The sequence below is a fragment of the Enterococcus dongliensis genome (assembly GCF_031927985.1).
Taxonomy (GTDB): domain Bacteria; phylum Bacillota; class Bacilli; order Lactobacillales; family Enterococcaceae; genus Enterococcus_A; species Enterococcus_A dongliensis.
This window is the reverse complement of record NZ_JARPZC010000016.1, coordinates 1-23,736: the sequence shown is the minus strand read 5'-3', so window position 1 is coordinate 23,736 and position 23,736 is coordinate 1. Positions and strand designations below refer to the sequence as shown.

General features: G+C 37.9%; 28 protein-coding genes. 18 read left to right on the top strand and 10 right to left on the bottom strand.

Features of this window, described 5'->3' with window-relative positions:
* The first annotated feature begins 51 nt into the window (after nt 1–51).
* Together P7D84_RS11080 and truA are read left to right on the top strand one after the other, a co-directional pair.
* A complete protein-coding gene (locus tag P7D84_RS11080) occupies nt 52–561 on the top strand; it encodes a DinB family protein (RefSeq protein ID WP_137604504.1) in 510 nt (169 codons plus the stop codon).
* A 126-nt stretch (nt 562–687) separates the two neighbouring features.
* Nucleotides 688–1,425 carry a tRNA pseudouridine(38-40) synthase TruA gene (gene truA / locus P7D84_RS11075; protein ID WP_137604503.1) on the top strand — a complete coding sequence of 246 codons (738 nt, stop codon included), beginning with the start codon at nt 688–690 and terminating at the stop codon, nt 1,423–1,425.
* Between the two features lie 39 nt (nt 1,426–1,464).
* On the opposite strand, the gene P7D84_RS11070 is transcribed toward truA, so the two are convergent.
* On the bottom strand, nt 1,465–2,235 hold the full coding sequence (locus P7D84_RS11070) for an ABC transporter permease (RefSeq protein ID WP_311800926.1): 771 nt from the start codon (nt 2,233–2,235) through the stop codon (nt 1,465–1,467).
* Nucleotides 2,228–3,145 (bottom strand): ABC transporter ATP-binding protein, encoded by a 918-nt coding sequence (locus P7D84_RS11065; RefSeq protein ID WP_311806448.1) that lies wholly within the window; start codon nt 3,143–3,145, stop codon nt 2,228–2,230. The genes P7D84_RS11070 and P7D84_RS11065 overlap by 8 nt, the downstream gene beginning before the upstream one ends.
* Before the next feature lie 311 nt (nt 3,146–3,456).
* Between P7D84_RS11065 and P7D84_RS11060 the strand changes: the two genes are divergently transcribed.
* The 5 genes from P7D84_RS11060 (at nt 3,457) to P7D84_RS11040 (ending at nt 8,385) form a co-directional block, all read left to right on the top strand.
* The gene (locus tag P7D84_RS11060) at nt 3,457–4,158 is read left to right on the top strand and encodes a DUF975 family protein (protein WP_311800929.1); all 702 of its coding nucleotides are present in this window, start codon (nt 3,457–3,459) and stop codon (nt 4,156–4,158) included.
* 169 nt (nt 4,159–4,327) lie between these two features.
* On the top strand, nt 4,328–5,080 hold the full coding sequence (gene map, locus P7D84_RS11055) for a type I methionyl aminopeptidase (RefSeq protein WP_311806447.1): 753 nt from the start codon (nt 4,328–4,330) through the stop codon (nt 5,078–5,080).
* A gap of 120 nt (nt 5,081–5,200) precedes the next feature.
* Nucleotides 5,201–6,172, top strand: coding sequence for a diaminopimelate dehydrogenase (locus P7D84_RS11050; RefSeq protein ID WP_311806446.1), 972 nt, complete (start codon nt 5,201–5,203; stop codon nt 6,170–6,172).
* Between the two features lie 156 nt (nt 6,173–6,328).
* Nucleotides 6,329–7,159: a peptide-methionine (S)-S-oxide reductase MsrA gene (gene msrA, locus P7D84_RS11045; protein WP_311806445.1), complete on the top strand. Its 831-nt coding sequence runs from the start codon at nt 6,329–6,331 to the stop codon at nt 7,157–7,159.
* 119 nt (nt 7,160–7,278) lie between these two features.
* Entirely contained in the window at nt 7,279–8,385 is a 1,107-nt protein-coding gene (locus P7D84_RS11040; RefSeq protein ID WP_311806444.1) for a hypothetical protein, read from the top strand.
* A 74-nt stretch (nt 8,386–8,459) separates the two neighbouring features.
* Here P7D84_RS11040 and P7D84_RS11035 read toward each other — a convergent pair whose 3' ends face one another.
* Together P7D84_RS11035 and P7D84_RS11030 are read right to left on the bottom strand one after the other, a co-directional pair.
* Nucleotides 8,460–9,335: a TSUP family transporter gene (locus tag P7D84_RS11035; protein ID WP_311924966.1), complete on the bottom strand. Its 876-nt coding sequence runs from the start codon at nt 9,333–9,335 to the stop codon at nt 8,460–8,462.
* A gap of 118 nt (nt 9,336–9,453) precedes the next feature.
* Nucleotides 9,454–10,320: a LysR family transcriptional regulator gene (locus P7D84_RS11030; protein ID WP_311806443.1), complete on the bottom strand. Its 867-nt coding sequence runs from the start codon at nt 10,318–10,320 to the stop codon at nt 9,454–9,456.
* Nucleotides 10,321–10,505: 185 nt separating this feature from the next.
* Here P7D84_RS11030 and P7D84_RS11025 point away from each other — a divergent pair, with 185 nt between their 5' ends.
* A complete protein-coding gene (locus P7D84_RS11025) occupies nt 10,506–11,054 on the top strand; it encodes a prolyl-tRNA synthetase associated domain-containing protein (protein ID WP_311806442.1) in 549 nt (182 codons plus the stop codon).
* A 111-nt stretch (nt 11,055–11,165) separates the two neighbouring features.
* Here P7D84_RS11025 and P7D84_RS11020 read toward each other — a convergent pair whose 3' ends face one another.
* The gene (locus tag P7D84_RS11020) at nt 11,166–11,378 is read right to left on the bottom strand and encodes a tautomerase family protein (RefSeq protein ID WP_311800943.1); all 213 of its coding nucleotides are present in this window, start codon (nt 11,376–11,378) and stop codon (nt 11,166–11,168) included.
* Between the two features lie 40 nt (nt 11,379–11,418).
* Nucleotides 11,419–12,405: an ornithine cyclodeaminase family protein gene (locus tag P7D84_RS11015; protein WP_311806441.1), complete on the bottom strand. Its 987-nt coding sequence runs from the start codon at nt 12,403–12,405 to the stop codon at nt 11,419–11,421.
* A gap of 144 nt (nt 12,406–12,549) precedes the next feature.
* Between P7D84_RS11015 and P7D84_RS11010 the strand changes: the two genes are divergently transcribed.
* From P7D84_RS11010 to P7D84_RS10990, 5 genes are all read left to right on the top strand, one after another.
* Entirely contained in the window at nt 12,550–13,473 is a 924-nt protein-coding gene (locus P7D84_RS11010; RefSeq protein ID WP_311806440.1) for an FAD:protein FMN transferase, read from the top strand.
* Between the two features lie 465 nt (nt 13,474–13,938).
* Nucleotides 13,939–14,418, top strand: coding sequence for a rhodanese-like domain-containing protein (locus P7D84_RS11005; RefSeq protein WP_311806439.1), 480 nt, complete (start codon nt 13,939–13,941; stop codon nt 14,416–14,418).
* A gap of 195 nt (nt 14,419–14,613) precedes the next feature.
* On the top strand, nt 14,614–15,819 hold the full coding sequence (locus tag P7D84_RS11000) for an MFS transporter (RefSeq protein WP_311806438.1): 1,206 nt from the start codon (nt 14,614–14,616) through the stop codon (nt 15,817–15,819).
* 165 nt (nt 15,820–15,984) lie between these two features.
* Entirely contained in the window at nt 15,985–16,251 is a 267-nt protein-coding gene (locus P7D84_RS10995; RefSeq protein WP_311800683.1) for an rRNA processing protein, read from the top strand.
* Between the two features lie 19 nt (nt 16,252–16,270).
* A complete protein-coding gene (locus tag P7D84_RS10990; RefSeq protein WP_311806437.1) occupies nt 16,271–17,356 on the top strand; it encodes a hypothetical protein in 1,086 nt (361 codons plus the stop codon).
* 128 nt (nt 17,357–17,484) lie between these two features.
* Here P7D84_RS10990 and P7D84_RS10985 read toward each other — a convergent pair whose 3' ends face one another.
* The 3 genes from P7D84_RS10985 to P7D84_RS10975 form a co-directional block, all read right to left on the bottom strand.
* On the bottom strand, nt 17,485–18,105 hold the full coding sequence (locus P7D84_RS10985) for a GyrI-like domain-containing protein (RefSeq protein ID WP_311806436.1): 621 nt from the start codon (nt 18,103–18,105) through the stop codon (nt 17,485–17,487).
* A gap of 64 nt (nt 18,106–18,169) precedes the next feature.
* Nucleotides 18,170–18,484, bottom strand: coding sequence for a DsrE family protein (locus P7D84_RS10980; protein WP_311806435.1), 315 nt, complete (start codon nt 18,482–18,484; stop codon nt 18,170–18,172).
* Nucleotides 18,485–18,493: 9 nt separating this feature from the next.
* Nucleotides 18,494–18,754: a metal-sensitive transcriptional regulator gene (locus tag P7D84_RS10975; protein ID WP_311800678.1), complete on the bottom strand. Its 261-nt coding sequence runs from the start codon at nt 18,752–18,754 to the stop codon at nt 18,494–18,496.
* A 177-nt stretch (nt 18,755–18,931) separates the two neighbouring features.
* Between P7D84_RS10975 and P7D84_RS10970 the strand changes: the two genes are divergently transcribed.
* The 5 genes from P7D84_RS10970 (at nt 18,932) to P7D84_RS10950 (ending at nt 23,536) form a co-directional block, all read left to right on the top strand.
* Nucleotides 18,932–19,243: a rhodanese-like domain-containing protein gene (locus tag P7D84_RS10970; RefSeq protein WP_311806434.1), complete on the top strand. Its 312-nt coding sequence runs from the start codon at nt 18,932–18,934 to the stop codon at nt 19,241–19,243.
* A 1-nt stretch (nt 19,244) separates the two neighbouring features.
* Entirely contained in the window at nt 19,245–20,891 is a 1,647-nt protein-coding gene (locus tag P7D84_RS10965) for an FAD-dependent oxidoreductase (RefSeq protein WP_311806433.1), read from the top strand.
* A complete protein-coding gene (locus tag P7D84_RS10960; RefSeq protein ID WP_311806432.1) occupies nt 20,884–21,183 on the top strand; it encodes a rhodanese-like domain-containing protein in 300 nt (99 codons plus the stop codon). Before P7D84_RS10965 ends, P7D84_RS10960 begins: the two co-directional genes overlap by 8 nt.
* 106 nt (nt 21,184–21,289) lie before the next feature.
* Entirely contained in the window at nt 21,290–21,991 is a 702-nt protein-coding gene (gene deoC, locus P7D84_RS10955) for a deoxyribose-phosphate aldolase (RefSeq protein WP_311806431.1), read from the top strand.
* A gap of 231 nt (nt 21,992–22,222) precedes the next feature.
* Nucleotides 22,223–23,536 carry an NCS2 family permease gene (locus tag P7D84_RS10950; RefSeq protein ID WP_311806430.1) on the top strand — a complete coding sequence of 438 codons (1,314 nt, stop codon included), beginning with the start codon at nt 22,223–22,225 and terminating at the stop codon, nt 23,534–23,536.
* Nucleotides 23,537–23,544: 8 nt separating this feature from the next.
* Here P7D84_RS10950 and P7D84_RS10945 read toward each other — a convergent pair.
* Nucleotides 23,545–23,736, bottom strand: a 192-nt coding sequence (locus tag P7D84_RS10945) for a hypothetical protein (protein ID WP_311806429.1), incomplete at its 5' end; no start/stop codon positions are given.

Here is a 23,736-nt window from a genome sequence, read left to right as displayed (position 1 = left end):
AAAAATCACTGTAGTAGAGTAAAAGTAACGACTATTTTAGGAGGTTTCCAAATGGAGAATATGCAAATCGCAATAGAAATGTTGGATCGAGCGCAGGAACGTTTTGAAGACACATTTGAACAAATGACTACAGAAGAAGCCAATAAGATGCCAGCACCGTTGATCAAATCGGTGACGTGGTTAATGTGGCATACGGCGCGGGAGTTGGACTTGCAGATCTCAGGTTTGAAGGAAACAGAACCTTTATGGACAAGCAAAGGTTGGTCGGAAAAATTTCATTTAGACTTACCAGATGATACGGAAGATTGGCGACACACTCCTGAGGAAGCCGCAAAAGTAGTTGTTTCTGATCGACAATTAGTACGTGATTATTTGGCTGTCAGTATCGAATTTACTAAACAATATTTGGAAAAAATAGATGAAGCTAGCCTTTCTGATGTGATTGATACCAGTTGGAATCCACCAGTCACTCGACAAGTTCGCATCGTTTCAGCAATTGACGATGCTGTGATGCATTCTGGACAAGCGGTGTATACTAGAAGAATGGTGATTGGAAAATAATTATTTATAATAAGAATAAGTGGAAGCTGGAACAGCTGTTGTTCCAGCTTTTTTGTCTACATTACTAGAGCATCTCAGACTTCTGTGGTACAGTGGTTCAGGGGAAACTTTAGAGGAGGATATCCTATGAGAAATATTAAGTTAACGATTGAATATGATGGAAAACGTTACCTTGGTTGGCAACGTTTAGGTGATTCAGAGAAAACTGTTCAAGGAAAGATCGAAAGTGTAATCACACAAATGACTGGCGAAAAAATTGAAATCATTGGTTCGGGACGTACAGATGCCGGAACACACGCTAGAGGTCAAGTTGCAAATTTCAAAACAAATACTGAAATGACTTGTAATGATATGCTGATATTTTTTAATCGCTATTTACCAAGTGATATCGTAGTAAAAAAAGTTGAAGAAATGCCCGAACGTTTTCACGCACGGTACAATGTAAAAGGTAAACAATATAGCTACTACGTTTGGAATGATTCAATCCCGACCGCATTTGAACGGTACCGCAGTTTTTATTTTCCGCAAACATTGGATATGGATAAAATGAATGCTGCTTGCGAGAAATTGATTGGAAAACATGATTTTGTCGGCTTTTCCGCATTGAAAAAGACAAAAAAATCAACGACACGAACGATTGAGACAATCTCAATTGAACGTGAAGGTAGTATGCTGCACTTTACGTTTATCGGTGACGGCTTCTTGCATAAAATGATCCGAATCTTAGTGGGGACCATTTTAGAAATCGGTTCAGGTAAACTGCCGGTAACGATCATTGATGAAGTGTTAGAAAATAAAATCCGAGAAGCTGCAGGCGAGACCGCACCAGCACAAGGACTATTCTTAGACGAAGTTTATTATTAAAAAAACTGCTTTTGAGCATTTACTCAAAAGCAGTTTTTGTTAACTTCTTAATCCACGCCCGCGATTGATCAACTGCCAGCAAATACTATAAAGAACAACGATAAATAGTACTAGAACAGACATAGATACAACGATTGAAACATCCATGACACCTAGGAAGCCATAACGAAAACCAGAGATCATATAAACAATCGGATTGATTTTTGAGACAGCTTGCCAAAATGGCGGCAACATAGAAATCGCGTAAAAAACACCACCTAGATAAGTCAAAGGTTGCAAAACAAAAGTAGGTACGATGGAAACATCATCATAAGATTGAGCGAAAATACCATTTAATAATCCTGCAAGAGAGAATAAGATAGACGTCATCAGCAAAGTAATGATAATGATTGCCCATGAATAGACATGTAACGGAACAAAGAATAAAGAGATGATGGTGACTAATGCACCGACTAAAACGCTTCGTCCGACACCGCCGATTACAAATCCCCAAATAATGATATGTGTTGGGACAGGAGCGATTAAAAGCTCTTCAATGTTCTTTTGAAATTTTTGTGAAAAGAATGAAGAAGAGACGTTAGCATAGGAGCTGGTGATTACAGACATCATGATTAATCCTGGAACGATAAATTCCATATAAGAAAATCCTGACATATCGCCGATCCGTCCGCCAATGAAATTTCCAAAAATGATAAAGTATAAAGAAGTAGTAATAACTGGGGGGACTAACGTCTGCACCCAGATCCGTAAATAGCGATTGGTTTCTTTGACTGCGAGACTCTTTAGAGCAGTGAGATATAAATTAGACATGGTTTTCCTCCGTGATTTTCAAGAAAAGTTCTTCTAAGCGGTTGGATTTATTCCGCATGGAGAGTACCTTAATTCCTTGATTTGATAATTGGTTGAATAATTCATTGATTCCTTGATCACGAACGACTTCTACTTCGAGTGTTTGGTCGTCTTCGAATGTATAGTTAAAACCAGTGATTTCTGGTTTTTTATCGTAAGGTGCTAGATCAAAGATAAATGTTTCAAACTGTAGTTTGGCCAATAATGATTTCATACTTGTGTTTTCAATCAATTCACCAGATTGGATAATCCCGATATTGCGACAAAGCATTTCCGCTTCTTCCAAATAGTGAGTTGTCAAAATGATCGTTGTTCCACTTTCATTGAGTGCTTTAAGAAACGCCCACATTTCTCGGCGCAATTCGATATCTACCCCAGCGGTAGGTTCATCCAAGATGAGTAGCCGAGGTTCATGCATCAATGCTCGTGCAATCATTAAACGACGTTTCATCCCACCAGAAAGCATGCGAGCTCGTGTGTTCCGCTTCTCCCATAAATCGGATTGTTTCAAATATTTTTCACTGCGAATCAAGGCTTCTTTCCGCGGCACACCATAATAACCGGCTTGATTGACGACGATTTGTTGGACCGTTTCAAAAGGATTGAAGTTGAATTCTTGCGGGACTAAACCGATTTGTTGTTTAGCCAACACTAAGTCCTTATCTAAGTCATAGTCAAAAACTTTTACATTCCCAGCAGTTTTATTGACCAATGAGGTAATAATTCCAATCGTAGTTGATTTTCCTGCACCATTAGGACCTAATAATGCATAAAAATCCCCTGCCTCAACAGTCAGATCGATTCCTTTTAGAGCCTCGACTCCCGTGGCGTATACTTTTTTTAAATCTTTTATCTCAAGTGCATTACTCATTACTCAGACTCCTTCTTTTTTACTAAGACTACTGAAGACGCAAATAGTCGAACAGGTTATTCTAACATGTAAAAATACAAATTAAAATAAGTGAATCGTACACTAGTTTAGTATGATTCTCTATTTTATCACTCCTTGTGATGTTCGCAAACTTGAAGACTCACTTAGCATAAAAATCTAAAAAGCATTGAAGAAGACAAAACGGATATCAATGTTAATAATTATTCTTCATGAATAACAACTGATTGAAAAACTTTCGAAAAAAGATGTAATATATTAAACTACATATAACAGGAAGGGGTTAATTAGCTATGAAAACAACCGCTGAATTAAAAGTAGAAGCCAAAGCTATGCTGAAAGGAAGATGGGGACAAGCTGTAATGTTGAATCTTATTCCCACCTTATTGACGGTAGCAGTGATGTTTTTTGTCGTATTATCTGGACTAATTGGGTTTCTTATTCACGGATCGGGCGATGGGATGGTTGCTTCAGTTTCAGAATATCAACAAAGCAATGCAAGCAGTGGAGGAACTGGACTGGTTTCTTCTATTATCAGCACTTTGTTTATGAGTGGGATCTCTTGGACGTATTTAGATCTATTACGAGGTGAACGAACAAAAATCGAACCATTGAAAGATGCTTTTCGCGGCTTTCAAGGAGTATTTATTGTCGGAATTATATTAATCGCGCTGCTTACAAATATTTTTACAACGTTGTGGGCACTATTACTCATTATTCCAGGAATTGTAAAAAGTTACGCGTATTCGCAAAGCTATTTCATTTATTATGATCAAATTCAGCTAACCGGTGAAAAACCCAAAGTATTAGATACAATCACAGCAAGCCGCCAATTAATGACTGGTCATAAAGGTCGATTATTTTGGCTAGATATCACATTTATCGGGTGGTATCTCATTACTGTACTAACCGTTGGAATCGCCTATTTATGGGTAGCACCGTATATTTCTGCTACAAAAGCAGCGTTTTACAACGACCTTCAAAAAAATAGTTAAAAAAAATCTGGACTTAATGAATAGTGAGTCCAGATTTTTTCAGTTTGATCTATATAATTAGGACTTTTGAACCAATCAACTGTTGAAATGGTTCATTAAAAGTGCTGAAACTTTCTTTTGAAAACATTTCGTGTTATAACTGGCGAAGAATCAGCAAAGGAGTAATGGAATGGTCACATTAAAATCAGCAAGAGAAATCGAAGAAATGAAAGCATCCGGAGCTATTTTAGCTGGGATACATGAACAATTACGAGAAATCATTGTTCCGGGAATAACGACTAAAGAGATCGATCGGTTTGTACAAGAGAAAATTGAAGCTGCTGGAGCAACAGCTGCTCAAATTGGATTCGAAGGATATGAATTTGCTACTTGTACAAGCGTGAACGATGAGATTTGTCATGGTTTTCCTTCTAATTATCAGTTGAAGTCAGGCGATGTTTTGAAGGTTGATTTTTGTGTGGATTATCACGGTGCGATTTCAGATAGTTGTTGGACGTATGCGGTTGGAGAAATTACACCAGCGCATCAAGCATTGATGGATGTTACAAAAGAAGCATTGCGATTAGGTATTGCTCAAGCCCAAGTAGGTAATCGAGTTGGTGATATTGGTCATGCGATTCAAACATATGCAGAAGAAAAAGGCTATGGTGTTGTACAAGATTTTCTTGCTCATGGAATCGGTCCTACGATTCATGAAGAACCTTTCTTTCCGCATTTTGGTGCCGCTGGAAAAGGTACGCGTTTAAAAGAAGGAATGACCATTACGATCGAACCGATGATCACGACAGGAACGTGGGAAGCGGGAATCGATGGGAATGGCTGGACTGCGCGCACGTTAGATGGTAGTTTCTGTGCACAGTATGAACATTCACTTGCTATTACCAAAGATGGTCCAGTTATTATGACAGAACAAAAAAATTAATCTGAGAGTTGCAGCATTTGATGCTGCAACTTTTTTTTACTTAGTTTTAAATGAGTATTTACTAATCTTTTTTTCGTTTTTATAGTATACTTCTAATAAATATTGTTAGGAGGACAAGCAATGAGCAAAGTAGCAATTATTGGGTATGGAAATTTAGGACGTGGTGTGGAACAAGCGTTGAAGCAAAATACAGATTTGGAATTAGTAGGCGTTTTTTCAAGAAGAGACCCTAAAACAGTTCACACTGATGGAGCACCCGTTTATGCGTTAGATAAATTAGAAGAACAAAAAGGAAATATTGATGTTTGTATATTATGTGGTGGATCAGCTACTGATTTACCAGTTCAAACACCAGCAATCACCAAAAACTTTAATACTGTCGATAGTTTTGATACTCATGCAAGAATTCCGGAACATTTTGCTGCTGTTGATCAGGCGGCGAAGGAAAACCAAACAGTCTCGATTATTTCAACTGGCTGGGATCCAGGATTGTTTAGTTTAAATCGTTTGTATGCTCAAAGTATCTTGCCAGTTGGTGAGACGTATACTTTTTGGGGCAAAGGAGTCAGTCAAGGCCACTCAGATGCGTTGCGTCGAATCAAGGGAGTTGCAGATGCGATTCAATACACGATTCCTAAAAATGAAGTAATCGAGCGATTAAAAGCCGGCGAAAAAATGAATCTGACAACGCTGGATAAACATTTTCGTGAGTGCTTTGTCGTTTTAGAAGAAAATGCCGATGCCAAAGCAGTTAAACAGGAAATCGTCACAATGCCTAACTACTTTGATGAATACGATACAGAAGTTCATTTCATCTCAGCGGAGGAACTAAAGCGCGATCATCAAGCGATGCCTCATGGCGGGACCGTCTTACGGACAGGGACTACCCACGAAAATACTAAACAAGTGATTGAGTACAACTTGCAATTGGAAAGCAATCCTGAATTTACTGGGAGTGTTTTGGTTGCTTATGCGCGAGCATGTGCTCGTTTAGCAAAAGAAAAACAATTTGGTGCCTTCACTGTACTAGATATCGCACCTAAATACTTATCATCAGCTGATGATGCAACACTGAGAAAAGAATTACTATAAAGCTTTAGCACAAAATGGAGGGCATTGTTTGCTGACGATGTTCTCCATTTTTATTTTTGATTCACTCAAGTAAACTAATTCGTCGATTATTCAATAAAAATATGGTAAGTTGCAGATGAATTTTAGAAAATCTTTAGTGGACAAGAGGTGGATCAGATGCAAAAAATACAAGAGCTGCAAAAGAGATTATATAATCTATTATTGAATCCTCATATTCGTGATTGGGAACGTCATTTATTGAAAACTACGAAAGATTCATTAAATAAACGCAATTTGAATGAGCAACTAACTAAATTAGAAGCGGAGTTACGTCCGTTGGCGCTTCGGAATAATTTGACACCAGATGTGGCAGATTTCTATCAGGAACTTACAGGAAATCAGGTGAAGCATTCAACCGAAAGAACGCATTTGATTACCGATCCTGTTCATCAGCAACGAGCAGTTTTTGCAGGAGGATGTTTCTGGTGTATGGTGGAGCCCTTTGAAACACGACCAGGGATCATTTCTGTTTTATCTGGCTATACGGGAGGAACAATAGAAAATCCTAGTTACGATCAAGTAAGCAGCGGAAATACAGGCCATGTTGAGGCAGTCGAGATTATTTTCGATACAAAACTCGTGAGTTATCAAGAACTGCTCGATCTTTATTGGCAACTTATAGATCCTACTGATGCAGCTGGCCAATTCCAAGATCGGGGAAATCAATATCGCCCAATAATCTTTGTGTCCGATGAGCAACAAGAAAATCTTGCTCAAAAAACCAAACAAGCAGTGATCGATTCAGGAAAGTATAAAAAACCGATACTGACAGAAATTAAAGCATTAGAAACATTTTGGCCAGCCGAAAATTATCATCAACAATTTTATCAAAAACAGCCCAAACGCTACAAAGCAATAAAACGTGTACGGCAACAATTCTTAGCTTACCAACGCTTGAGAGGAAAACTCCGAAGTGTAGCACAAAAAATCCGCCGACAGTTTCGCTGAATCTTAAAAGAAGAATCAACGATGACTAATTTATGCCAATAATATTTGAATTATGGGAAGAAGACCGATAGGATGGAATGGACACTAAGATTTTGATCCATTGTGAAGGAGAATCAAATATGAAAAAGTTTCGAATGGTTATAGTAATAGCATTAGCGCTAGTCTTTTTTAGTGGGTGCAAAAAACAAACACAAAAAGAATTTACCGCAGAGCTAGAAAAACAGCGTGAAATGAATGCCGGCAACTATGCTGTTGTGATTGATCAACTAGCAATCAAATCAGCTACTGATAATGCCTCACAACGCGCCTCGATGGAGATGGCGGCAAAAATGATCAGTGGGACAAAAATCTCTGGCAATTATTTAAAAGATAGCAAGAAAAAATTGTTGACGATGACGACAGATCTTGAACTTTTAGGACAAACGATTCCACTGGAGTTTTTTATGGATCAGAAGAAACAGTCTGTTTATCTAGATACAGTGTTCTTGACCAAACTAACAGAGATTGCAAAAGAATTTGATGCACAAGTTCCCATCAAAGCCAAAGATCTAGAAGCATTGAAAGGAAAATACATCCACATCACAAAAGATGATCTGGAGGAACAAAGGAAGAAACAACCAACAACGGCACTGAGTGGGAATTTTGACTCCAAACTGTTTAGTGAATACCTCGAGACATTAGATGCTGATTCTTTTGAGAAGAAAGGCGATACAATCAAACGGACATTTACTAAAAAAGATATTCAAGGTTTCGTAAGTTATGTGAAAGAACATGGTGATCAAGACGAGCAGCAAACAGCTAAAGAACTAGCAAAAAATAGTGATCAATTGACCAAGTACAAACAAACAACACTTGTGAATCTAAAAAAACATACACAAAAAACAACGCTAGCAATCACAGCTGAAGATGAAGGCACGACTGTTACTCTTGGATTGACATTAACGAATCAAGCAAAAAATTCTAAAAAAACCATCCAACTGCCCAAAAAAGCAGACACCGTTTCAATTGAAAAATTATCGGAGATCATCGCTTCAGGACAAGCGCAAGAGTCACTGATCTCTGAAGCAGAGTTTAATGAATTGCTGGCAGTGATTGAAAGTAGCCAGACACAACTAACACAACCACAGATTGATCAAATCAAGGAGACGTATAAGCCCTATTTGACTGACCAACAATACAAACAGCTGGAAAAAGTTTTAGAACGTTCTAGTCAAATCGCAGCTTAAATTGTATGGCATATACATGATAGTTATCGATAGTATAAAAAACGCTGTACCAAAAATTTGGTACAGCGTTCTTTTTAAGCTAAGACGGTTTTTCGTGATTTTAAGATGTATTGGATTCCAGTGTAGAAGATAATAACGATAACTAAATAAGTGACCATTGAAATATCTAAGTTCATCAAAAATTGCGATGCAATGATGACCCCAGGAATACCACCAATTGTGATCGCTAAGGCGATCTTTCTTGAATAAGCTTTTTCGCGAATGAAGTTGATGCTGGCAACAGGTTGCAATCCAGCACATGAACACATCATGATCGGAAAAGCCGCAAGCGGAGTCATGCCCAACATATAAACCAAGGCCATACAAGGAGCATATAACCCAACACCGACAGTCATCAATGCGCCAAAGAAAAAGTTGCCGATAATTCCAATGATCAGTTTGCCGCCAGTTAATCCCATCGCTGTATTGCCTTTTCCTAATAATGCAATGACTTCAGTTTGTCGTAACAACATCAATACAGCGGTAATCAACAATGCCCAGCCAATCCATTTTTGAACAGCAGTCTCCGAAAGTTTTGTAACAAATTTTGACCCAAACCAAGAACCGACGATCGCTGCTAAAATCATGGAAACTAACGTTAGTGTATCAACTCGGATAACTGTGACGAAAATCACAGCTTCAGTCAATACGGGAATCGCATGTCCAACATTTAAAATTCCCGGTAGTTTTCGATCATCTTTGTTTTGCTTGGTGATGTTCAACATCATCGTAGTGAGTGCAAAACTTCCGATGCCGATCGTATCCGCAAAATCAGCAATAAACCCAATAATCCCACTAATCAACCAATTTCCAGGTCCTAAATCATCGCGATGAGTCAGCACATCGCGTACAAGCATAATCGCTTGAAAGATCATCAGACCAATTAAAATATAAAAAATAATCTGTGCCATAAGTCCTCCTGTAGATCTTTTTTTTATAATTATAGCAGTAATTATAATAGAAAGAACTAAAAAATTTAATTTTTTGTGATTGATTGAACTATCAAAGAGAAAATTCACTTGTTTAAGTTTAAAAACTAGGAAAGGCTTGTAAAAATTTTTGGCTGGCTAAAGAGAGGGAAGAATCATTGCGATAAATAATTCCAATTTTACGAAAGATCGGTTTGACTAATGGTCTGGTCTCAACTTGATAAGCAATCCGTTGTAAGATTAATTTGGGCAATACACTGATTCCTAGATTTTTTTCAACCATCGCTAAGATCGAGTAATCATCCCATGTTCGAAATTTAATCTGCGGTTGAACGTGAGCAGTCGCTAATAATTCTGTAATATCAGAAGTTCCTTCTCGCTCCAACAAAATAAATGGCTGGTCTTGTAAATCAGTAACGAAGATTTTTTCTTTGTCTAAAAAGGGATGTCCTTGTGGCAAAACAACCAGCTGTTCATCCTCGTGCAGAAATTTTTGTATGACCTCATGCCTAGCAGGTAGGCGTGAGAAGCCAAAATCAATACGGCCATCCAGTACCCATTGTTCAATTTCTTCATAGTCACCTAATAATAATTCAAAATCGATTTTAGGATACTTTTTTTGAAAGGTTTCGATGGCTCCAGGCAGCCAATGAGTAGCGACACTAGAAAAGGTCCCAATCCTAATCAGACCGGTATTCAACTGACTAAGTGCGGCCAATTGATTTTGTAATACTTGGTATTTTTCGGCTAGTTCTTTAGCATAGGGCAAGACATTCATCCCATCGGAAGTCAGCCGCAGCCCAGCACGATTACGTTCTAATAAAATGATTCCCCATTCATGTTCAAGATCATTGATCATCCGACTAATTCCTGATTGAGAATAATTCAAAATTTTTGCCGCTTTTGTAAAGCTGCCTAGTTCAACCGTTTTGACAAAAGCGATGTATTTTTGAATATTCATATCCATAGCAATCTCTCCTTCATCTGTTTTTATCATGTTAAACATGATAAAAATTCGTTTTTGTAATTATTTGTTTCATGATAAATTACTGCTAGTAACTAAGCAATAGACTTATTGGTTTATCTCAGATTATAGAAAAACTAGTAAGAAATAGCGGAAGAGAAACAGTTAAATAATAATGAAGAATAGAGATGAAGAAAATGGTCTTTGTAAGTGAAGTGTTTACGTCAGTTCCAATAACCTACAGTACCCCTTTGCAAGAAAAAGTTTATCAAGTCTTGCAAACATTAGAAATGACTTTTCAGCGAGTGGAGACAGATGAAGTCATTACGATGGCAGATTGTCAGCAGATTAATGAACGCTTGACGATGGATATGGTAAAGACATTATTTTTGTGTAATCGTCAAAAAATAAACTTTTACTTATTTGTAACTTGCGGAGACAAGCTCTTCCAAGCAAAAGCATTTAGTCAAGCATTAGAAATTCCCAGAGTTTCTTTTGCCGCCCCAGAACAGATGAGTGAGATACTAGGAACAAAAATTGGTGCTGCAACGATCTTTAGTCTGTTGTTAAAAGAAGCCAGCAATGTTCAACTTGTACTCGATCAAGCAATCTGTGATCAAGACAATTACGGTTGTAGCGACGGAACGACTACGGGCTATTTGAAATTAGCGACCGAAGATATTTTGCAAAAATTCTTGCCTTATGTAAATCAGCAACCCAAAATTATCACAATCTAAAAAGACGAGCCGCAACTCGTCTTTTTTGTACTATCCATGGGAACAAGAAACCATCAATAAATTTGATGGTTTTTCAGGGTTTATCATTAAATAAAGTAAAAAGACTCGCGATTAAAAGTCCGATTCGATATAGTAATCTTCTCCAGTGGTCTCATCACCGATGACTTTTTTCCATTGATCTGGTTCGATTTCTTTGAAAGAAACTGAAACGACATTTGGCTCACAACCCAATTCTTTTACTACAAAATCTTGTAATTTGTTCGCAAAATCTTGTTTTACTTCTTTTGATCGACCAGGGTATAATTTGACTGATAAATGTGGCATGATGACTTCCTCCTAACTATTTTTAGAATCAGTGTACAGATTAAGACCATTCTGTCCCGATTTTTTCTTCAAGAGCGCGTTCATAAATTTTTTGAGCAGTAACTAAATCTTGGGCACCGATTCCCACAGTTTTAAAAACAATGATTTCTTCCTCGTTTTCTCGCCCGCTGATTTTTTCTAATAATAGGTCACCGATATCTCCGGTAAAATCATCTTTAGTGATAGTTCCATCGTTTAATGGAATTAAAATGTCACCTGATTCAGAAAGTACAGCTTCTTCTGAATCAAAATAAATCTTGCTTGCTCGTTCTAAAATAACTGGGTCCATTTCTTGCATCTGAGGTTGATAAGATCCAACACAACTGATAGTTGCACCAGCTTTTACTTTTTTTCCATCAAAAACTGGTTTTGTAGCAGGCGTGACAGTGATGATCAAATCAGCATCAGAGATTGCTTCATCAGAAGTGCTTGCTGGTAAGATCTTGGTATGATAGTCTTTTAACTTTTCAGTCATTTGAGCGGCAAATGCTTTAGTACGTTCCAAATTTTGATCAAAGACATAGACGGATTCTAACTCACGTGCACAGATCATTGCTTCTAATTGAGTGGCAGCTTGTCCGCCTGTTCCGATTAAAGCTCCTTTTTTTGCCTCTCTCCGGCCTAGAAGATCAAAAGCGACTCCAGAAGCAGCTCCGGTTCGTAATTGTGTGACTGTTACACCATCTAATAAGGCATTGACGTAGCCAGTCTTGCCGTCTACTAATAATACTTGTGCGGGAGCAGAAGCCAGCCCTTTATCAATATTGTCAGGAAAAATATTGATAATCTTTAAAGCTGCTGCATCTAGGTCCGGTGCATAAGAAGGCATGAATAAAAATGTCCCATTCTGTTTTTCTGAAACGATTTGTGTGCGTAATGGTACTTCTGTTTTGTTTTCACTGAATAAACGAAAGGCCACTTTGTCTGCCTCGATTGCATCTTTCATAGTAAAAACTTGGTTGATATTATCACGAGATAAAAGTAGCATAGGATCCTCCTTAGTATTTAGTACTTCCATACCTAGAAGTATAAGCGATTACATGATCAGATTCAAAATAAATTCAGCGATTAGTCTTTTGTTCTATTTACGAATCTATTAAGCTAAGTAAGAGGTCAAGAAAGGAACATAGAAATGAGCGAAAGAACACTGCAATTAATGGGAACAGTCATCAAACTTTGGATCGATCGTCCAAAAATAGAAGTACTAGACAACGCTGAAAGACGTCTGGAGGAGTTTGAGCATCGATTCAGTGCCAATGCGGAGGACTCCGAGTTGATGTCAGTCAATCATCAAGCAGGGATTGCTCCAGTTATTGTAGATAAAGAACTTTTTGAGTTGATCAAGATCGGTAAAAAACAGAGCTTGATTCCTGACAGTTCGTTGAATATTGCTATTGGACCGCTGATTCAAGAATGGCGGGTCGGTTTTAGTGACGCAAAATATCCATCTTTTGAAAAAATCCAAGAGAAACTAACTGTGATCGATCCACGGAATATCCAATTAAATGAGGAAAAACACACAGTTTTTTTAACACGGCCAGGGATGTTGCTAGATCTGGGGGCATTAGCGAAAGGCTATTTTGCCGATAAAATCATCGCTGATTTCAAAACCGCCGGAGTTAAAGCAGCATTCATTGATCTTGGGGGCAATGTTTTGACTTATGGATCTGCACCGCAACGAAAAGATGGACGTTGGCGTATTGGGATTCAAAATCCCTTCTTGCCGCGAGGAAATTATGTTGCTGTGGTCAATGTAGATAGTGAATCAGTGGTGACTTCAGGAATCTATGAACGCAAATTTGAATGGCAAGGAAAAAGTTATCATCATATCTTTGATAGTCAGACCGGCTACCCCATTCAGACGGACTTAGCCAGTTTAACGATTGTTTCAAAAAAATCTTTGGACGGCGAGATTTGGACGACGCGTTTATTTGGTAAAAAACCTCAGGAAGTTTTAACAGAACTGAACCGAGTTGAAGGCATCGACGGCTTACTCATCACTACTGATCAACAATTGGCTTATAGTGACGGGTTAAAAGGCAGAATCGAGGTCTGATCAGTAAGACTTCAGGTCAACTATATTTGGTTAAAAAACTAAAAATTTTTTTGTGATTAAGCAGCCGTAAGATAGAAATCTGACGGCTCTTTTTTATCTGTTCTGTTTTTGTTTAATAAAACGCAGGGAATTTTGAACAATCAAGAGAAGTGTCAGTTGTTATTGAAAAAGTCTGATTCCTTCTATATACTTTACTTTGAGAAAACCTTTACAAGGTAGAATGGGGTGAAAGAAGTGTTCAAACGACTATGACTATGAAATAACAGTTTGCTTAGAGTCTCTAAGCGAGTTCGAGCGGTCTTCTTTCCCACAATGTACACAGTTGATGAAGAAAAGTAAATCCAATACTTTCTAAGGGCACATACAAAAGCTGCCTATTTTTTTGTGCGGCTTGGGCAGAAAAAGCGAGAACAAAAATCTAGCGAGTGTTCCAACCAAAATTAAACGAAAGAAGGATTTTAGAGAATGAAAAAAAGAATTAGTGGCTTATTAGTGATTGTTTTAGCATTATTTGCAGTAGTTTTGGCTGGTTGTCAAAAAAATGGCGGTAAAGAGGATCGGGCAGAAGCCGATATTGATTGGCAAATGATTGCACCTAAAAAAATGAAAACGGTTCTTGAACAAGACGATCCAGCTGATTATCAAATTATTGATATTCAACCAAAAGCAGATTATAAAAAAGGACATTTACCACATTCAATCAGCGTACCAGCCTATCCGGTAGATACGGAAGAATTGGAAAAATTAGTTGTCGATAATGCTGATCAGTTCAAAGAAGGTGAAAATCTAATCTATGTGGTCTGCCCTGGTGGTGGTAGTGGTGCTAAACGAACGATTTCATTATTGATCGATGAAGGGGTGGATAAATCACGACTATTCATCGTTGAAAATGGTGCAAAGAAATGGCCATACAAAGATGATAAAAAACTTTGGGTAACAGACTAATCCAGCTGAGGTGCGACAAGTCGTCGCACCTTTTTTATGCCAGAATCATCCAGATAAATCTTAGTAAGAGAATCGGGTGAGTAACATTCAACGCATCACTAGGATAAAATTATTACATAAGTCTACATGCAAACTGAGCCAGCTTTCGTCTTTACTATCAGGTATAATAAAACAAAACTAGTTTTAGGAGGTTATATGGAAAAGACAAGTCAACTTAAATTGAATGTGCAATATATTAGTATGCAAGTTCCTTACTGGATGGGGTATTCAGTATTGGGAACATTCACATCCGTTTTTTTATTGTCGCGAGATTTTACAAATGGACAAATTGGGCTAGTGTTGTCACTGGCAAATCTATTTGCGGCGCTCTTCCAACCGTTTTTAGCAGCATTTGCAGATCGAATGACTCGGTTTCATTTATCTCAGTTGGCAGCCGGGATGTCATTTTTATTGGTCCTATTTTCAGGTATTCTATTGGTCGTACCTAAAGTTTTTTTGATTGTCGCACTGATGTATATTTTGTTGTATGCTTGCTTAGTTTTACTACAGCCGATGACGATTGCAATCGGGACTTTTTTTATCAGTCGGGGATATGGATTGAATTTTGGTGTTGCACGTGGTCTTGGTTCCTTGGCTTTTGCAGGAGCCGCCGCTGTAACAGGTGTTTTGATTGAACGTTTTTCGTCAACGATTATTTTGTATTTATTGATTGGTATTTTTTTATTTTTCACAGGAATCGCGTTGACAATCGATACTCGCGGACAAGGAGGCCAGTATTCTGCAGTAGAATCAGCAGAGTCGCTTCATGTTGCTGAGCTGGAAGAACCGATTGGTTTATGGGCATTTTCTAAAAAATATAAACGTTTTATGTTTTTATTAGTGGGTGTTTCGTTGCTATTTGTTTTCCATACGATTATTAATAGTTATATGTTCCAGATTATGCAACCATTAGGCGGGACTGAAGCCAATGTAGGCGCTTCTTTGTCAATTGCAGCATTGTGTGAATTGCCCACCATGTTTTTCTTTTCTTGGTTATTGAAACGCTTTAAGATTCATTCATTGCTGAAGCTTGCCGCGTTCTTTTTTTCGGTCAAGGCAGTATTGATTCTGTTTGCTACAAATATTTTTCTGATTAATCTCGCACAGAGTTTGCAAATGGTCGGATTTGCGATGCACACGATGGCTTCGGTTTATTATACAAATCGAATTATTCCGCAAAAAGATTTAGTTAAAGGACAGACCTTGATGGCAACAGCGAATACCTTCGGAGGAATCGTCGGTTCATTTGTTGGTGGACAGATGTTGAGTTTTTTGTCGGTCTCGGCACTATTGTCGATTGGAACGGTAATCTCGATTGCTGGAACAGTGATTATTTGGCTATCAGTGGAAAAACAAAAATAGTTAGTTCATTTATGCTAAGGTGAAGTCTTTTTCTAAGAGTACCTTTTGGCTTTTTGACTAAGGATTAGGTAAAATACAAACAACACTGATTTTTGTAACATGTTATTAGTATTAAGTATGTGACGAAAAATCAAATATGCATGAATCTGATTAGGAGTGAGAAAAATGACAACAGAGAGTAATGAGAAAGATCGCCGATTGCGTGGTTCAATGGCACCAAAGACCGAAGAAGATGTTGCGTTAGCTGGAACAAATTCCAGTGAAACGAAGAATAAATCAGAAGCATTAGCAGGCAGTAATTCTGGCGAAGCCAAAGAAGTCGCTCGCTCTGGTTCGAATGCAGTAGAACATGAAGAAGAACATCCTTCTTTAAAAGAAGAAGCAAAAAAACTAATCAAAGAAATTGAAGAAAAAATCGATCCAGATAAATAAGGAATGAATGAGCAGATCCATGGATAATTATTTAGAGGTTTATGAACATTGGTATCCGCGAAGTTACGGCTTAGATGATTATCCAACAGAGTGTCATGTGACCTATTCGGGGACAGAACGTAGAATGATTTTTGAGAAACTAACGGATGCACAACAAGCATTTGTCAATCAACAAAGGAAATATGAAATCCGTTCGTTGTTTTTACAACAGCACTATTTACAAACTTCTGATTGGGAATTTGTGGCTTTGAATATTGATGATGAATACGAACGAGGTGTCCACAGTCAATTGAAATGCGCCTGTGGTCGACCATTAAAGTATCAATTTGTAATCAAAAGTAAAAGTCAACGTCAAGAAATTCGTTTAGGCATCCAACATTTTAAAGATCATCTAGGTATCTCGCAACAAGTGGCAGAAGAAATCAAAAAAGGTGTCGCTCATGTGGATTTAGCCTTAGATGAATTGCTGTGGCTGACGGAAAAAGAATTATCTTTTCCCGAAGATCTGTGGCACCGGTATGTATTTGCCTATTATCGTAATAACACGTTGCGCCGGCCGCTTGCTTTAAATCATACATTGGCCAAACGAGTCGTTCAATTTCGCCATGCTCAGATGCCACTGTTTATCGGCGATTATTTAAGCATTGTTTCCGAGATCAATCAAATCGATCGGGAAGTTTTTGAACGGCAGGAAAAAAATTTCTTGGCGGATAAAAATATTTTTGAAGCATATCTAGCAGATTTCCAACAAGATATTCAAGCGCCCATCTATTTGGAACGACAGTTCTGGAAGCATAAACTGACTGATTTTATTCAGTTGGAACATTATGGAGCTGAAACTGCTGAAGAAGCGAAAATCCGCTATTTTGATGAATTGTTGTCATTTTTGTTAAGCTTGAAAAATGGAACACAAGCGATTCGAAAAATCCGCAGTTTTAGACGGTACCATCAAACAAAATATGGAAACGAAGAATTAGCGATTTTTATTATTGAAAAATATCAACATTACCAATTTACACAAAATTTTTTCTTAGCAATCCCTAAAGTTTATCGAGTCGGAATAAAAAAGGCCATCCAGCGGAAACAGAAAAAAGAATCTGGATAAAAATTAAGACTAAAAAATACCCCAACGATATCTGATGTAAAACGACTGTTTATCACAGCCTTGCGCCGAGTCTCGCTCAGAACGCAATACAATAGTATCGTGGGGCTATTTTTATGATATGATTCAGCTTATTTGAGCTTATAACGCAAAACAGTTTTTTGTTTAGCTGGATCAATTTTTCGTGGATCAGAAAGATAGATCTCTCGATGGATGTAATTTACCATCGTATTTCTTCGTTCTAACTGTTTGTCAGCCATAAATTCGTGCATCTTAGCAAAAGTTTCAGACTCATTATCGTAAGGACCGAGGTGAATGGTTTGTAAGACACGTCCTTCTTCATATTCAATAAAATCTGCTGCTTTGATTGAGGGATTTTGTTTTTTCTGGAAAGCCGGTTCGACGATGGCTAAGAAATCTTCTTTTGTGAGACAATCAGGCTGACGGATCATTATTTGGTAGATCAACTCATTTTTATCGATCGGCCCATCACCAGGAGCTTTTTCTGAAGTCCAGACACCTTCTAAAGGATAGACTGTATATTCAAAGGGTTCTCCTAATTCTCCTTTTTTCAGTTTCATTCTTAATGCATAAGACAAGGTATAAAGAGCACTGACTTGCTCACCAAAAAGTTCATTATTTGGATTTCCCTGACCAGATAAACAAATAAACTTATAATTAGGGATTGTCTGAAGTGACATTTTCTTTGGTAAATAAATCTGTTTTTCTGCTTTTCGCCATTCGTATTTCATGTGTGTGCTCCTAACTTGATCGAAGTACTTGTATTATAAATCAATGACGAATCTATAGGTAGACTTATGGTTTGATATAGGTGTAGCCATTTGTTTGCAGTTTGATTAGATCCATGACTCCTGAGGAAACGACACGGACATTTTGCGGTAACTGCGTCTGCTCGATTTTATTTGCTCGCAATGCATTGTTGCAAGCATGAAAATGTACTTGTTCAGTGGCGATAAATGCTTGATTGTCGGCATCGAGATAGCCAGTGATTGCTTTTCCATTCACTAAGACGATAATGGTCACCTCATCAGGCTCTTGCAATAGATTTTTAACATTATTCGCCGTTTCCGCCCATTTCTCTAATTCATCAATATGGAAAACAACTTTCATAATTACCCCTCACTTTTTAATAATCATATTGATCGCTTGTTCTAATTTTTGGGCTTGTTCTACTGGATTTTCTTCAGGATGTTCAAAACAGTTTTTTAAATTCTCAGCGACAATCATCCCCATTACGCGATCGATACTAGAGCGAACCGCACTTAATTGGGTGATGATATCAATACATTCTTTTTCTTCGTCAATCATTTTTTGGATGCCGCGAATTTGCCCCTCTGTTCGTTTTAAACGATTGAGGATTTTTTTTTCTTCAATGGCCATCGATGGTCACTTCCTTTGTGGAATCTATTTAAAAAGAATATACCCAGCGAGGGTATGTTTAGTCAAGGGAATCGCTTTTCTTAATTCTTTAGGCGGAACAGAAGAATTGACAAAGGATGATTTTTCATGGTAAAAATACCCTGATAGGTATTTAAAAAAGTTAAAGGAGTGTCACTTATGATAAATCTATTTCAAAAAGTTCCATCCATCTCAACAGAAGAATTAGCCGAAAAACTTGCGGAACCAATTACTTTATTGGATGTTCGAACACCGGACGAATACCGTGATGGGCATATTGCTAAAGCGATAAGTTATCCATTTGAAAAAATCAAACGTTACCAAGGGAAAAAAGAAGAACTTTATATTATCTGTCAAGGAGGCGTACGCAGCAAAAAGGCAGCTAAAATTTTAAAAGGGAAAGGGTACGAAGTCGTGAATGTACGAGATGGAATGAATCAGTGGCACGGTCCAGTCAAAGGAGGAAAATAAAATGAAAATCGTTATTGTAGGCGGTGTCGCAGGAGGTATGTCAGCGGCAACACGATTGCGTCGTTTGATGGAGGACGCAGAGATTGTTGTATTGGAGAAAGGACCGTTCGTTTCATTTGCTAATTGCGGCTTGCCTTATTACGTTTCTGGTGAAATTGCCGAACGTGATGCGTTATTAGTTCAAACGCCAGCATCGTTAAACGCACGTTTTAATCTTGATGTGCGGCCGTTTCATGAAGTGACAAAGATTTCTCCTGAAAAGAAAACAGTCACTGTCAAAAATGAGCAAGGAATTTTTGAAGAAACCTACGATAAATTGATTTTATCTCCAGGAGCAAAACCGTTGATTCCCCAAATGACTGGCTTAACAAAGGCAAAAAATGTTTTTAGTTTGCGCAATGTTCCTGATTTAGATCAAATCATGCATGCATTAGAAAATAAACCAGTTAAGGCTACAGTGATCGGTGCAGGATTTATCGGACTTGAGATGGCTGAAAATTTGAAGACTCGAGGCTTGGAAGTAACAGTGATTGAAAAAGCACCGCATGTATTGCCACCACTAGATGAAGAGATGGCAGCCTTTGTCCAAAATGAACTAATTAAAAAAGACATTCGAGTAATCACAGGAGAGTCGGCTCAAAGTTTCCGCGAAGAGGGAAAGAAAATTAAACTGACAAACGGAGAAGAAGTCATCTCTGATTTAACAATCCTTTCAGTTGGTGTTCGTCCAGAAAATACACTTGCTGAACAAGCTGGATTAGCAACAGGACTGGGTGGAGGAATTCTGGTAGATGAAAAATATCAAACCAGTCAATCGGATATTTTTGCAGTTGGCGATGCGATTGTTGTCAAACAATCAATCAGTGGAGAAGATGCCTTGATCTCGTTGGCTTCACCTGCTAATCGTCAAGGCCGACAAGTCGCAGATGTCATCGCTGGATTACCACGGACAAATCGCGGCAGTATCGGTACAGCAATCGTCCGTGTGTTTGATTTAGCTGCGGCAGCAACCGGTCTAAGTGAACGAACAGTCAAACAATTAGGATTGGATTATCAAGTAGTCCATGTTTCTGGAAAAGATCATGCAAGTTATTATCCTGGCGCAAGTGAATTAACATTGAAACTAATATTTGATCCGAAAAAAGGAACGATTTTTGGTGCGCAAGGTGTAGGGGCAAACGGTGTGGATAAACGGATTGATATTTTGGCAACAGCAATCAAAGGTGGTTTAACAATCTTTGATTTGCCTGAATTAGAATTTACTTATGCCCCTCCTTTTGGTTCAGCGAAAGATCCGGTTAATATGTTAGGCTATGCTGCAATTAATCTGGCAGAAGGGATTAGCGAATCAATCCAATGGTATCAATTAAAAGAAGAGCAACAAAAAAGGCAATTATTGGATGTTCGGAATCCGAAAGAATTAGCCAATGGTCGTTTTCCTGATGCAATCAATATTCCCCTTAATCAATTACGTGAAAGAATCTCTGAATTGGATTCGACACAAGATTATCTTGTCAGCTGTCATAGCGGTTTGAGAAGTTATATAGCTGAACGTCTGTTAAAACAACACGGGTTTAACGTGAAAAATCTAGATGGCGCGTTTGCTTTATACAAAACAGTCAGACCGGAGGAATTGATCTATGAATAGCACGATCACTATGGCCGATTTCTATCAGTTAACGAAACAAAAAACACTAGAAATCATTGATGTTCGTGAAGACTATGAATACCAAATGGGGCATATCCCTCATGCAAAAAATTTTCCGTTAAGTAATTTAGGCGAAACGATGAGCGAACTTGACTCAGAAAAAGAGCTTTATCTAGTCTGTCAGTCTGGTGCTCGTTCAGAAAATGCGTCTGCTTTTTTAAGCAGTCAAGGCTACAATGTTATCAATGTTTCAGGCGGAACGATGGCATGGCCAGAAGCACTGCGTCGATAAATCGAGAAAACGTCCATTTTATTAAATAAATGGGCGTTTTTGCTCGTCTTTATGAATAAATCAAAAGTACATGGTACTATAAAAATATCAAAAAAGGAGTGATGACATGATTGGAGTAAATGAATTAGCGAATATGATAGATCATACGCTACTGAAGGCTGACGCAACAAAAGTTGAGTTCGAACGACTTTGTAAAGAAGCTGATGAGTATGGCTTCAAGATGGTAGCAATCAATTCCTATCCAGTAGCCATGTGTCGAAAATTTTTGAAAGAGAGTAAGGTTCATGTAGGAGCAGCGATTGGATTTCCATTGGGGCAGACGACCATTAAAACAAAAATATCTGAAATAGAAGAGGCAATTCAAAATGGTGCGGACGAAATCGATTATGTCATCAATATCGGAAAATTAAAAGAAGGAGATATTGAATACCTTCGTGAAGAAATGGAAGCAATCGTAACGCTTTCCCGTGAAAACGACATTATCAGTAAAGTCATCTTAGAAAATTGCTATTTAACAGATGAAGAAAAAATTGCTGTTTGTAAGATCGCAAAGGAAGTAAAACCAGATTTTGTCAAAACATCCACAGGATTTGGAACAGGTGGTGCGACAGTTGAAGATATTGCATTAATGAAAAAAATCGTCGGAGATGCAGTAAAAGTAAAAGCTGCTGGCGGTATTCGTGATGTGGAGACAGCATTACAGATGATTAAAGCCGGGGCAGAACGTTTAGGAACTAGCTCGGGTATTAAAATAATAGAAGAGTATAAAAATTTTAAAGAAAGCTCATCTGATGTTGCTTCAATTTGAATTTTTTAATGTTGAATGTCATCGTAGTGACTCAGACAAGATGTTGTTTGCACGAATGAGGCGGCATCTAGGGAAACGGAAAGGGTTTCAATATTATTTTGATTAATGTTCGTGTTTTCGTGAATTTGTAGTTTGTTGTTTACTTATTATCATGTTTATTATATGATTATCCTCGTTGTTTGGAAAAAATGCTATTATTTCACGAACATTTTAGATTATAGGAGGAGTATCATGAGAGGGAAAATAAATTCCTATTTTGAACTGGATAAATTAAACACGACTGTAAGAAGGGAAATTTTGGCAGGTTTTACAACCTTTATTTCGATGGCCTATATCCTTTTTGTAAATCCTAGCGTATTAGGCGCTTCAGGAATGGACGAAGGTGCCGTTTTTACTGCCACGGCTTTGGCTAGTGCCTTAGGTTGTATTTTGATGGGCGTACTGGCACGTTATCCAATTGCTACAGCACCGGCTTTAGGAATCAATGCCTTTTTTGCTTATTCTGTTTGTATAGGAATGGGGATTCGCTGGGAAACAGCTTTAGCAGGTGTATTTGTTGCTTCATTGATTTTTATTGTGATTACTATTTTTAAATTACGAGAAATGATCATCGATGCTATTCCTGCTGATTTAAAATATGCGATCTCTGGTGGTATTGGATTGTTCATCGCCTTTTTAGGTTTGAGCGAAGGTGGAATCATCGTAGCCAATAAATCAACTTTGGTTGGTTTAGGTTCTATGAGTGTTGGGACGACTTGGTTAACGGTTTTCGGTTTGATTGTGACGGCGATTTTATTAGTACGCCGAGTTCCTGGCGGGATCTTTATCGGTATGGTTGTGACGACCTTATTAGGTTTAGTGACAGGGTTAATCCAAGCACCGACACAAATTATTTCTGCAGCACCTAGTTTGAAACCAACCTTTTTAGTTGCTTTAAAACATGTGAAAGATATCAATACATTGCAATTATGGGTCGTTGTATTAACGTTTTTATTAGTGACCTTTTTTGATACGGCTGGAACGTTAGTGGGATTAGCCAATCAAGCAGGTTTCATGAAAGACAACAAAATGCCGCGAGTTGGAAAAGCGTTAGCGTCTGATTCTACAGCGATGTTGGCAGGTTCATTGTTTGGGACTTCGCCTGTAGGTGCCTATGTGGAATCTTCTGCTGGGATCGCCGTTGGTGGACGTTCTGGTTTAACAGCAATCACAACAGGTATGTTCTTTATCTTTGGATTATTTTTCTCTCCATTGTTATCCGTAGTTACCTCACAAGTCACTGCACCAGCGTTGATCGTAGTAGGTGTATTGATGGCACAATCATTGCGTCAAATTAAGTGGGAGCAATTAGAAATTGCTATTCCTTCATTTTTGATTTTGATTGGTATGCCATTGACTTATAGTATTTCTGATGGAATTGCCTTAGGTTTCATTTTTTATCCAATCACAATGATCGCTGCTAAACGAGGGAAAGAAGTTTCGCCGATTATGTACGGATTATTCTTTGTCTTTATCGGTTTTATGTGGATTTTAAATGTGAAATAAACAAAAATTTAGTCGCTCCTCTTCAGTAGAAGAGGGGCGCTTTTTTTATATAACATTAAAATGATATTTAAAATAATTGTTGTTTCATTAGAAACACCTAATAATATGTAAAGATGTTTTTTGGAGAGTGTAAAATATTTTGTGTAAATGAATAAAATCCATACAAAAAAGGAAGTCCCTTCTGTAGAATTAAGTTTACG

Coding starts and splice junctions, on each gene's coding strand:
- P7D84_RS11080 (WP_137604504.1), top strand. CDS start 52: ATGGAGAATATGCAAATCGCAATAGAAATGTTGGATCGAGCGCAGGAA.
- truA (WP_137604503.1), top strand. CDS start 688: ATGAGAAATATTAAGTTAACGATTGAATATGATGGAAAACGTTACCTT.
- P7D84_RS11070 (WP_311800926.1), bottom strand. CDS start 2,235: ATGTCTAATTTATATCTCACTGCTCTAAAGAGTCTCGCAGTCAAAGAA.
- P7D84_RS11065 (WP_311806448.1), bottom strand. CDS start 3,145: ATGAGTAATGCACTTGAGATAAAAGATTTAAAAAAAGTATACGCCACG.
- P7D84_RS11060 (WP_311800929.1), top strand. CDS start 3,457: ATGAAAACAACCGCTGAATTAAAAGTAGAAGCCAAAGCTATGCTGAAA.
- map (WP_311806447.1), top strand. CDS start 4,328: ATGGTCACATTAAAATCAGCAAGAGAAATCGAAGAAATGAAAGCATCC.
- P7D84_RS11050 (WP_311806446.1), top strand. CDS start 5,201: ATGAGCAAAGTAGCAATTATTGGGTATGGAAATTTAGGACGTGGTGTG.
- msrA (WP_311806445.1), top strand. CDS start 6,329: ATGCAAAAAATACAAGAGCTGCAAAAGAGATTATATAATCTATTATTG.
- P7D84_RS11040 (WP_311806444.1), top strand. CDS start 7,279: ATGAAAAAGTTTCGAATGGTTATAGTAATAGCATTAGCGCTAGTCTTT.
- P7D84_RS11035 (WP_311924966.1), bottom strand. CDS start 9,335: ATGGCACAGATTATTTTTTATATTTTAATTGGTCTGATGATCTTTCAA.
- P7D84_RS11030 (WP_311806443.1), bottom strand. CDS start 10,320: ATGGATATGAATATTCAAAAATACATCGCTTTTGTCAAAACGGTTGAA.
- P7D84_RS11025 (WP_311806442.1), top strand. CDS start 10,506: ATGAAGAAAATGGTCTTTGTAAGTGAAGTGTTTACGTCAGTTCCAATA.
- P7D84_RS11020 (WP_311800943.1), bottom strand. CDS start 11,378: ATGCCACATTTATCAGTCAAATTATACCCTGGTCGATCAAAAGAAGTA.
- P7D84_RS11015 (WP_311806441.1), bottom strand. CDS start 12,405: ATGCTACTTTTATCTCGTGATAATATCAACCAAGTTTTTACTATGAAA.
- P7D84_RS11010 (WP_311806440.1), top strand. CDS start 12,550: ATGAGCGAAAGAACACTGCAATTAATGGGAACAGTCATCAAACTTTGG.
- P7D84_RS11005 (WP_311806439.1), top strand. CDS start 13,939: ATGAAAAAAAGAATTAGTGGCTTATTAGTGATTGTTTTAGCATTATTT.
- P7D84_RS11000 (WP_311806438.1), top strand. CDS start 14,614: ATGGAAAAGACAAGTCAACTTAAATTGAATGTGCAATATATTAGTATG.
- P7D84_RS10995 (WP_311800683.1), top strand. CDS start 15,985: ATGACAACAGAGAGTAATGAGAAAGATCGCCGATTGCGTGGTTCAATG.
- P7D84_RS10990 (WP_311806437.1), top strand. CDS start 16,271: ATGGATAATTATTTAGAGGTTTATGAACATTGGTATCCGCGAAGTTAC.
- P7D84_RS10985 (WP_311806436.1), bottom strand. CDS start 18,105: ATGAAATACGAATGGCGAAAAGCAGAAAAACAGATTTATTTACCAAAG.
- P7D84_RS10980 (WP_311806435.1), bottom strand. CDS start 18,484: ATGAAAGTTGTTTTCCATATTGATGAATTAGAGAAATGGGCGGAAACG.
- P7D84_RS10975 (WP_311800678.1), bottom strand. CDS start 18,754: ATGGCCATTGAAGAAAAAAAAATCCTCAATCGTTTAAAACGAACAGAG.
- P7D84_RS10970 (WP_311806434.1), top strand. CDS start 18,932: ATGATAAATCTATTTCAAAAAGTTCCATCCATCTCAACAGAAGAATTA.
- P7D84_RS10965 (WP_311806433.1), top strand. CDS start 19,245: ATGAAAATCGTTATTGTAGGCGGTGTCGCAGGAGGTATGTCAGCGGCA.
- P7D84_RS10960 (WP_311806432.1), top strand. CDS start 20,884: ATGAATAGCACGATCACTATGGCCGATTTCTATCAGTTAACGAAACAA.
- deoC (WP_311806431.1), top strand. CDS start 21,290: ATGATTGGAGTAAATGAATTAGCGAATATGATAGATCATACGCTACTG.
- P7D84_RS10950 (WP_311806430.1), top strand. CDS start 22,223: ATGAGAGGGAAAATAAATTCCTATTTTGAACTGGATAAATTAAACACG.